Below are 10,329 nucleotides of genomic sequence, written 5' to 3' on the forward strand. Positions count from 1 at the left end.
TGTTGAAGTTCAGCCCCTTGTTGAATGGTATCTGCTTTATTTGATAATTCTTGGAGATAAAGCCGTATCCACGCCATTCATCCGTGGTTATATTTGCTTGGGCACTGATGTGCTTTTCAAATATAACAGACAGTGATTCTGATGAGAAGTCTTTAATTTTTAGGGAGTAAAAACGTCTTACTTTCCCGTCGCCTGTAAGCTGAAGCGCACAACCCACTTTTTTCTTCTTGCTGTCATAACTCCTTCCTGGCTTGCCCCCTACCACAAATTCGTCGACATGAACGTTGCCATCCATGGGATTGGCCTCGCTGGATTTCATTCCTTCCCGGATTTTATGCATAAACAGACTCGCAATATTCTCAGACACCCCGTATCGGACAGCCATATATCTGGCTGACAGGCTTTTGGTAGTCGTAGACATTTCGAAACAAATGAAGAAAGCCTTGCGGATACCAAATTTGACTTTGTGAAAAAGTGTGTTGGCTATGGCTGATTCCGTTTTACTGCAAATATTGCAGGTCCGTGAACAATCTTTACGTTCCTGGAATTTGGAATGACCGCAGTTTTTACAGATATATCCGGATTCCCATTTGACCTCTGAGAGATATTTTTTGCAATCTTCGTTGGTTTTGAACTTATCAGAGAACTCCAGAAGGTTCTGTCCTTTAAATATCCATTTTAAGCTTCTATTAGACTTTAATTATATGCATTTAAATTGTGACCTCTATTATTTGTTATTTAAAGTATGTATTTGATTTACCAATTACATCGATTACGACTTTACGATAGGAGTAAAGATTTGGGCTGCCGCTATCCTTTACCTTAAGGATTACGTGAATTTCGGTACCTACTGCATCATCTGGTATGGTTTCATGCGCTTTTGGAGAATCGGCATCCAATATTTGTATCTCCCCATTGTAGGTACCCGCTTCGCGGTAATAAAACCACTCGAATGATAGGCTATCCGTGTCGGGGTCGAATGTACTTGAGGCATCTGCAGTGAAACAACGTCCAGCCTCTATGTTTTTGATGATTATTTCTTTGGTGCTATCACCGTCAATAGTGGATACTGGATTATGGTTTGCCTCTGCGAATGGCTGCATTGTCCAACTCATACTGGCCAGGAAGTCATTCTGGTACTCCTCTCTCTATCTGACTGAATAGGGGGCATTAAACACTGTTGTATTCAACCCCCTGATATGACCAGCTATCAAGCACATCATTGTAGATGTAGAAATCATAGAAATCAGAATCATCAACCTTGGTGTGACTGTATTCATTGGCATTCTGTACCTTATCCCTCTTAAAACGGCCTCCCCATCTACCTTGATATACACATTCGGGATCAGAAAGCCAATTCCCATAAAGGTATAGGCATGATGGTGTATCTCCCTCATACATGGCTCTTTGCCTTGGGTAAAGGGGGCCAAGAGGTCCATGGCCCATTATACTCGCTTGGAACCAATCACCGTCGGCCACCGAAAGATTACCCTCCTGGGAAGCGGGAATATGCCCCTGGGTAAAACCCAGAAATTGCACCGATGATCTTATATAAAAGATATCTGGAAATGTTTCGGCTATCCACCCTCCGGCATTATCCTGCCCTGCAATGTCGTAAACCCTGATTCTCGATATGAGCAGATCAATTTCCGAAATACTCAAGCGCTTATTATACTTAATATCCCAAAGAGACTATGCTAGAGTTCCGGTTGCTTCACAAATGGTTATCCATAATGGGCTTGCGTCTTCCTTAAGAAGTGCTTCAATAATTAAATCAAATCCGGCTGTGTTTTTACCGTTACCGACTCCTTCCATACCAACTATACCTCACGTTGAACATGTCTTAAAACAGATTTAAATTGGTCCACGGTAGGGTATCCACTGGAATGAATTTGTAAATTATTTCTTACCTGACCATATGCATCAATTAACATTTCAAAATAAGCAATATCCCCTCTTAAAGGCCCATATTTGGAACCTCTCCCTAGGATACCCTCAATATCAAACTCGTTAGAATAAAGCAAGAACCTGACGAACGACTGGGTATCATCGGGTTCTTTTAGAACGCAAATATCTGAAAGGATAATTATCCTGGGCCTGTTGTCTACTTCATCATTATTGGCTAACCTTTTGGAAACCGGAGTTTGTCCATAAGAAAAGTTTCCATATCTTGATCATCAGCCAACAGGAACCTGAGTCTCAAATCCCTCGTAATAAATTTGTCCTTCTTTCAATCTGTCCAAATTTATTTGAGTGTTTTCTCCATCTGTAGCAAAATTGATCCCACACAAAATCATATTTTCATGCTGAACGCAAAAAAATTGTGCCACTGCAAAATCATATCCGTTGTTCAAAACCCCTGGCTGTAAAAAACTTACCAATTCTTTTTCACCCCAATAGACTAACATTGGTCTCCTTTGGTTCCAAAAGTCTGAACGATTAACACTTCCTAAGGTGAATGATTCCTGCAAAAAGGTGTTGCCTTTAATTGGATGATCATTCCGAAGAAAAGTATCAACTTCCAACCTTGGAAAAATGGGGGATTTGAAGTAGGGGATCAAGTCAGTGGGTATGTTATGTTTCAACCTATGCAAATCTTTTTCTCTGGGATTTACCGCGTATTCTACTGTTCCATTTGAAGCAGTACTTAAAAAAGCAAGCTTCTCAAGAGGCAACAGCGTAATGTAATTTCTACTGTGGGTACCCGCCCATTGGAAAGTTGGAAGGTGAAAATGACGAGCCATCATATTCCAAGCCATGGTATATAAAACATCAATTTATTTCTAGCTTCCGGTTCAATCACATATTGCCCTAACCTAGCTAACTCATCCATTACCAACCAAGAATAAACAGGATTGTTGTATTCCGTAAACCCACCTTTTTCAATGGTGTAATTGTAAAAAGTTTCTAATCGTTTAGATGCATACTCCTATATCTCTGGCAAGCTATAGAAATGTCCCACTCCATAGGTAACAAAAGTACCCATAAATGAATAACCTGAGCAAATCGCCGGGATGGTAAGCGGGTCGACCGTTGTCGATAAAATCCATGTCAAACCCCGAAGAGGTTAGGTCAATGGAATTGACAAAAAGATCAATCAGGCGGGTTTCATTGTCAAATTCAAGGGAATCATCCAGGCAGGTGGGAAAAAGAGCGAGCTGAGTTCGGTCGGTTCCTTGGATAAATTTCATATAAAAAGATACAAAAAATACTACTTAAATCCCATGGGATAAGTAGGTGAATTTTAAGAAAATGCTGGAGGGTTTTTAGACAGTCTGACGTTTTGGCGCTTGGCGAAGAAGCGGAATACGAAGCACTAAACTGTCTGCCAACACGGAACTTGATACGAAGCACAACTCTTCATTAAAGCACTGAACCCGCTTTTTTGCCAAACGCCTGTTAGGTGCTGGCGTTCTTGTCCACCGTGATTGTAAACCATTGTCGTTATTGAGTTGTCGTGTCATTGAGTGTCGGCTGTGAGTTGCGTTTTTTATTTTTTTGAAGCGTTGCAAATTTTTTAAAAACAATTTTTCTTTAGGGGCGGCTTTGCAAGCTCTATTAAAAACTTTGGTCGTGTGTTGTCTTGTGCGGTTTTTAATTGTGCTTGCAAAATGCGTTGGCTTTATTTTGTTCTAATTGCTCTTAAAAATGATTCCCGATAGGTTGAACTAATTGGAAATTTATTGTCGGCAATATAAACATGATTGTCCTCAATCTTATCAACCCATTTTAGGGAAACAATTGTGCTTCTATGAATTTGTATAAATGTGTTTGAGGGTAGTTCGCTTTGGGATTCTGTTATTGAAGTCCTCACCATTACTCTTTCTGATTTTGTTTGATATGTAACATAATTGCCGTCACCTTTTATAAAAAGAATATCATCATAAATTAGTTTTATTTTTCTATTTCCTGAACTAACAAAATAGAATGCAGAAGTGATTACTGGAAATTTTAATAACCGCTCTTTCACCTTATTGGTTGCGGCTAAAAATCTTGAAAAGTCAAACGGTTTTAATAAGAAGTCAATAGCTTCAACTTCGTAGCTTTCCATTGCATATTCACTGTGTGCCGTAGTGAATATTATTAAAGGTTTTTGAATTAGGTGTTTAACAAAATTCATTCCATCAATGTCTGGCATGTTAATGTCAAGAAAAAGAAGTTCTATATTTGATTCATTTATATATTTAATTGCTTTAAAGGGGTCTGTAAATACATTTTCTAATTGTAAATAGTCAATTTTTGAAACATGATATTTAATTATTTCAATAGCCTTAGGCTCATCATCAATGGCAATGCACTTTATCATTTTTGAAACTTAATTATTAAGTGTGTAAAATACTTTTCTCCTGATTGATTTGATGTTAGTGTATGCTGTTTCGGATACAATAAATTAAGTCGCTTTTTTACATTCTGTAATCCAATACCTTTTAATTCACGGTCAACAGCATTATTATAAAATGTGTTAGATGTTTCCAATTCAATTGAATTATTAATGACATGGATTTTAATTACTATTTCTGTTTCCTTTGAAGGGCTTACTCCAAACTTAAAGGCATTTTCAATAAATGGGATTAATAGAAGTGGTGCAATTTTGATATTTTGAGTAACGCTTGCGTCCAGTTTTATATCTACATCAAGTCGGTTATTTTCATTTAATCTTAGCTTTTGCAATGCAATATATTTTTCAATGTAGTCAATTTCCTTTTCAATACTTATGAATGCTTCGTTGGAATCATGAAGATTGTATCGCATCAATGTGCTCAATTTTATAATACTGTCTGCGGTTTTTGGGCTTTCTTCTTCTAAGGCTAAGGCATACATTGCATTTAAAGTATTGAACATGAAATGTGGGTCAACTTGAGCTTTAAGAAAAGCGATTTCTGTTATTAAATTTGCTGCCTTCAATTTTTCAATTAGTCTTAAATTAAGAAACCAGTCTCTTGTGGTTATAAAAAGCCAGGACATTGCAAATGCAAGAACAAATGAAATTGAAATGTTTTCATTACCTAAAAACTGTACATCTGAATTTGCTAAAATTCTGAACCATTCAATAAATAAGAATAAAAGAATTACTAAAACGAAATACGGAAACCATTTTTTATTTTTTGCTAAAAATGGAATTAGCAGATAGGAGTTGATTACAAAAACTATTGGGAAGCAAAGAATGATTGCAACGAGATTTGTATTCTCAAATGAGTTCCAGTAATTTCCTCTTCCAAAAATTGCCATAGTAAAATAAATGAACCCCAAAAGAAGGAGTAAAAGTAACTCTGCTTTTTTAAGAACAACTATTTGTATTTTTCTTTTTAAGTTTTTCAAAGCACTTTGAATACGATTGATTGCAAATTTAGTAATTTATTGAGCGAATTGTTTTAGAAATATTCTTTGTTATCTGACCTTTTAATGTCTATTAACAAACAATTAGGGTCAATTACAATTCTTTCTGCTAAGTAATCAAGTTGAAATTTCAACAGATTATTTGATTTAGTTACCAAAACCATTTTTACTTCCACCGGCAAAAACGAACCTTTTTTATAAATGCCAATTTCAATAAAATCATTCAGTGGTAATAGTGTAGCGGCATTGGTTTTCTTTTCATACTTATTGATTAAATAGCTTATGCTTACTTCATACTTAGAATTTGATACTGTTGTTACATTCAATTTTACTATTTTGTTGTCATAGTAAGTAACTGTTTCAAACATATCATGTATTAAATACTGCATCGAATCAGGTGTTTCCTTTTTGATAAAATCAACCATCTCTAATGAAGTGGTGTATGGGGCTTTTTGAAGTCTTACTTTTTGCATATAATTTCTCAACGCTCTATTCAGGGCTTCCTCACCTATATAATGGCTCAGAGCATTAAACACCAACATCCCTTTTTGATAAGCAACATGTGATTGGCTATTTCCTGAGTTTAGAATTAAGGGCAATTCTGTTTCTTCGGCATCTATTTGTTTATTCAAATAGGTGTTTAGTGATTTATTCAATAATTGCAATGCTTTGATTTTTCCATAGTGCTTTTCAAAAACCTTTAAGGACACATATTCCGCCATGCTTTCTGTTATCATTTTAGCACCTGCCACATCGGCTGGTATTGCCTGCATTCCCCACCATTGATGTGCAAATTCGTGACTTGCTCCAATGAATGGAAGATTTAAAGTAGTTTCATTTTCATCATCAATGTCCAGAATAAACCCTAACTCCGAGTAAGGAATTGTATTAGCAAATGACTGGGCAAAATCTCCTCGGGTTCTTGCAAACTCAATAATTCTAACTTGCTTGTGTTGGTAAGTACTAAAGTTTTTTTCACAATATTCAAGTGTTGCTTTTATTCCGTTTATCATGAGTTGAATATTGTAATCATGATTTTTGTGATAATATATTTCTATTGGAAGATTTTTGTAAACATCTTTCTTTAATTCATATATCCCTGAAACAAAAGCAAAGTCAATTGTAACAGGAGTAGTAGATTTATAATTAAAATAATTCCTTCCGTTTGCCTGCCACTTCTTTTGTAAATACCCGGGGGCAATGGCTGTTTGATTTTGTGTTGTGCTAACAGTGGCTTCAAAGTTGATATAATCAGCATCAGCAGAACGGTTATGATTTTTAAGGGCTGATGAATCAGTTGGTATTCCTTCTATATTATTCAGTCGATACCCAATTGTTGGATATATAAGTGAAGTAATGTAAGTGCCATTTTTCTCAACCAATGAATTTTTGTGAAAAATTGAGTTAGTAATACTTTTTACATCAAAAACTATAATCAGGCTATCCTTTGGTTGCAATTCAGTTTCCAATTTGTAAACGCTAATATTTGCTATCGTATCATTAGTTATAAGTGTCGCTTTTTGATTGATAGAAATTTGTGTAACAACATCAAAAGCAGATTGAATAATTAACGTATCAATGTTTTGATTTGATTTATTGATTAATGTGTAAGTACCTTTTGATATGAAAGTTAAACTCTCTGGATAAATATCCATTGAAACATTAACGCATACAATTCTTGGCTGAATCATTTTTTCAATTGAATGATGTTTCTTGTCTGCATAGGCAGCAATATTATTTATTTCGGTTTCTGTATGAAGTTTTGGCAAACCTTTCTCTTTTGTATTAATCGAATATGCCGTACAAATAAATACAATCAATATTGCTACTGTGGGTATTGCTGTTTTTCGGTTTAGTCTTTTATATGCAAGAACAATTCTTTCTTTAAATGAAAATACTAATCCCCTCTGCCAGAGTAATAAGCATCCTGCAAAAAGTATTAGTGCAAGTAATAACCAGTAGAATTTATAAATAAAGTATGCGTAAATGGAATGGCTGTGCCCACTTAAATCTGAATAGCTTAAATAAAATCCAGCATCTGGATTTTGATTGAAGCGATAAATATATCTTTCGATACCTAACAATGGTAGTTCTGACAAACCAAAATAAATTAGTATCAGCACAAATAGCCCTAACCAAGAATTGGTAAACAATGAGTGAATAAATAATGCGACAAATGCCCAGATTATAAAACCAACTAAATGAATACCATATAAATCAAAAATATAGTGTAAGATTTCGAAGCGATAGTATTCTTGAGATAGTTGAACAATTACTCCAGTAATCATGATAATAGATAACAGTAGTATTTGAATTTTGATAAGTGCAATGAGTTTTGAAAATGCCAATACCCAATTTGGGATTGCTGTTGAATCAACCAATGCAAACATTTTTGTGGCTTTACTACGGTTTATTAAAAAGCCAGCGTATAGAAAAGTAATAAAGTTAATAAGCAGAGAAAAAAACAAAACAGGAAATGCTAACATAACCCATGTTACAGGCAATACTCTTACGCCATAGGGGGAATTCATCTGAGACAATAAAACATATACGAAAACGGCACCTGTTAGAACAATACTTGCAAAAGCACCTGTTTTGGTGACAGATTTAAACTCAATGGCTGATAACTTCCATGATTTGTATAGGTTAGACAATAATGTAAAACTAAACCTGACGAAAGGCAATTCTACTTTTAATACTTGCCCTACCTCATGAAAAACATTTTTTTCTTTTGCTTTCTTATAAAGTCTTAGATTGAATGGATTTACACTAAAGGAAAATAATTTGAAAGTAAGATAAGTTATAGCAGCAGTTATTGTAATCCAAAAACACCTATTAAGGATAAGAAATTTTGAAAATGGTAGTAAATTATTGTTTTGGTCTGTTAAACTCCAATCTTTAGTATAATAGTAGGTAGCCGTTTCCCCAAATGGTTCAATCATCATAGCTATAAAACTGATTTCGGCACTTGCTGTTAATCTTATTGCTATTTGCCGAATGATTAAAACCACAACTATTGTAATAAATCCGGTGTATAAGTTTCGTGTTGCAGAAACTATTAAAAAAACTATGATGTCAAACAATAAAAGATTGGGTAAAAAATATATGATCAACAATTGCAAGTATGTAGAGAAGTTAAAAGGTAACAAAAGTGATTTATTAACACCTGGTATTTGAGTTCCTACAATGCAGCCTAAAAAAAACAGTATTACAATCAGAAGAAGCGGGATTAATGAGCTAATAAATTTTGCAGATAAATAACTTTGTTTTGTAATAGGATAGCTATAAAGTATGCTATGTGAATTGGTTTTAAAATCTCTGTACAAGGAATTACCTATAATAGCAGGAATAATAAAAAGCATTAGCTTGGTTGCTAACAACATTAAACTGTACAAAGCAAGTGACGAGTTAGCAATACTTTTTTCACCGCTTTGTGTTTCGCTGAACAACCCTGCATTGCCTGCTACCGATAGCAAGGCAAATAAGAATAAAATGATACCGTAGAAATATACTGCTGGATTTTTTGCCCAGTATTTTAATTCGTAGGCTAAGATTGACTTAAACATTACTTATTTATTTTCATTATTTTTTAATGAAATGAAATACACATCTTCCAATTGTGGTTCAATACTATTCCATTCATCATCAGGACGATTTTCTGAATGAACTTTTATTGTTAGGCTATTATCTGCATTGTATTTTGATGAAAGTATTTGATGTTCCGATTCCTCAGTTTCTAATATTTCTCTTGCTATCTTCTTGGCCCATATTTTACCATGAATTTCTTGAATAGCTTTTGCAGGAGTTGTGTAATTCAAAACTTTGCCCTTATTCATTATACAAATATTCTGACACAAGTCTTTAATATCTTCTACAATATGTGTAGAGAAAATTACAGTATTGTCTGTTCCAACTTCTCTCAAAACATTTAGAAACCTGTTTCTTTCAGCAGGGTCTAAGCCTGCTGTTGGTTCGTCTACAATAATTAGCATAGGCTTGTTCAATAAGAGTTGTGCTATGCCAAATCGTTGTTTCATTCCGCCTGAAAAACTTTCTACGTTTTTCCTTCTGGCTTCATATAGGTTAGTGATTTCCAAAACGTATTGTATGATTTTACTTCTTTCACTCTTTGAAGTAATGCCTTTTAAAATTGCGAAATAGTCAAGAAGCTCTTCTGCTGAAACCTTTGGATATACTCCAAACTCCTGCGGCAGATAACCCAACACTTTTCTCAATTCCATCGGAGTTTTTAGAATATCAATTTCATTGAACAAAATACTTCCGCTATCAGGTGTCTGAAGGGTGGCAATTGTTCTCATTAAGGATGATTTTCCAGCACCATTAGGTCCCAGTAATCCAATCATCCCGTTGTGGAAAGTCAGGCTAATATTGTCTAATGCCTTAACACCATTACTGTAAGTCTTATTGAGGTTGGAAATTATTATTGCCATAGAATGCTCTTTCAAATTTTGAATACTGCAAAAATTCAAATTTCATTGTCTGTTACAAAATGAAAGTGATGGGATTGTAATTATTTGACGTAGAATATCTAATAATTGGTACGAATATATTTTCACAAATGGATAAGGAGCGTTGGCAAGAAACGGCTCTTTTGGTTTTGCGAAGGGTCGGCTTGTGTGTCGGGGCAAAACCAAATGTGCCGTTTGTGCGGCTGGCTAAAATTGTATTTAAAAAATGTGGGTCGGCAAAAAATAAAAAATACAGAAGGGTCGGCAAAGAGTGTCGGCTTACTCTTAGACCGTTTGTAATATCGTTTCTATGTCTTTGTTCACCTGTCAAAATGGTTTACTTTTTTCGTTTAAATGTCTGTCTGTCGATGGTTGTTGTGTCGTCCGCTACGCTTGCACCTAACGGATTAGGGCTTTGCGATGGTGTGGCAATAGAATTCCTTCAGCCCAACCCTTGCACAAAAGCCAAATTGAAAAACTGAACTTGAGCCTTTGCACGTCAGCCACACTATTGCAAAACCCA

At 35.1% G+C, this 10,329-nt stretch carries 8 protein-coding genes and 1 pseudogene; all 9 read right to left on the reverse strand.

The window, feature by feature from the left end; all coding sequences use genetic code 11:
• Positions 1-4: 4 nt before the first annotated feature.
• Positions 5-673: pseudogene (locus tag BVH04_RS25240) on the reverse strand (IS1595 family transposase); the annotation flags it as partial.
• Positions 674-734: 61 nt separating this feature from the next.
• Positions 735-1,115 (reverse strand): hypothetical protein, encoded by a 381-nt coding sequence (locus BVH04_RS22035; protein ID WP_140160640.1) that lies wholly within the window; start codon positions 1,113-1,115, stop codon positions 735-737.
• A 55-nt stretch (positions 1,116-1,170) separates the two neighbouring features.
• Entirely contained in the window at positions 1,171-1,680 is a 510-nt protein-coding gene (locus BVH04_RS22040; RefSeq protein WP_086543625.1) for a nucleoside hydrolase-like domain-containing protein, read from the reverse strand.
• A gap of 140 nt (positions 1,681-1,820) precedes the next feature.
• Entirely contained in the window at positions 1,821-2,090 is a 270-nt protein-coding gene (locus tag BVH04_RS26735) for a nucleoside hydrolase-like domain-containing protein (protein ID WP_086543626.1), read from the reverse strand.
• Positions 2,091-2,177: 87 nt separating this feature from the next.
• Positions 2,178-2,759, reverse strand: coding sequence for a hypothetical protein (locus tag BVH04_RS22050; RefSeq protein WP_086543627.1), 582 nt, complete (start codon positions 2,757-2,759; stop codon positions 2,178-2,180).
• Between the two features lie 863 nt (positions 2,760-3,622).
• Positions 3,623-4,306, reverse strand: coding sequence for a LytR/AlgR family response regulator transcription factor (locus BVH04_RS22060; RefSeq protein ID WP_086543629.1), 684 nt, complete (start codon positions 4,304-4,306; stop codon positions 3,623-3,625).
• Entirely contained in the window at positions 4,303-5,319 is a 1,017-nt protein-coding gene (locus tag BVH04_RS22065) for a sensor histidine kinase (protein WP_086543630.1), read from the reverse strand. The genes BVH04_RS22060 and BVH04_RS22065 overlap by 4 nt, the downstream gene beginning before the upstream one ends.
• 53 nt (positions 5,320-5,372) lie before the next feature.
• On the reverse strand, positions 5,373-8,903 hold the full coding sequence (locus BVH04_RS22070) for a M1 family aminopeptidase (protein WP_086543631.1): 3,531 nt from the start codon (positions 8,901-8,903) through the stop codon (positions 5,373-5,375).
• Between the two features lie 3 nt (positions 8,904-8,906).
• Positions 8,907-9,788, reverse strand: coding sequence for an ABC transporter ATP-binding protein (locus BVH04_RS22075; RefSeq protein ID WP_086543632.1), 882 nt, complete (start codon positions 9,786-9,788; stop codon positions 8,907-8,909).
• Between the last annotated feature and the right edge of the window lie 541 nt (positions 9,789-10,329).

The organism is Algoriphagus antarcticus, assembly GCF_002150685.1.
Taxonomy (GTDB): domain Bacteria; phylum Bacteroidota; class Bacteroidia; order Cytophagales; family Cyclobacteriaceae; genus Algoriphagus; species Algoriphagus antarcticus.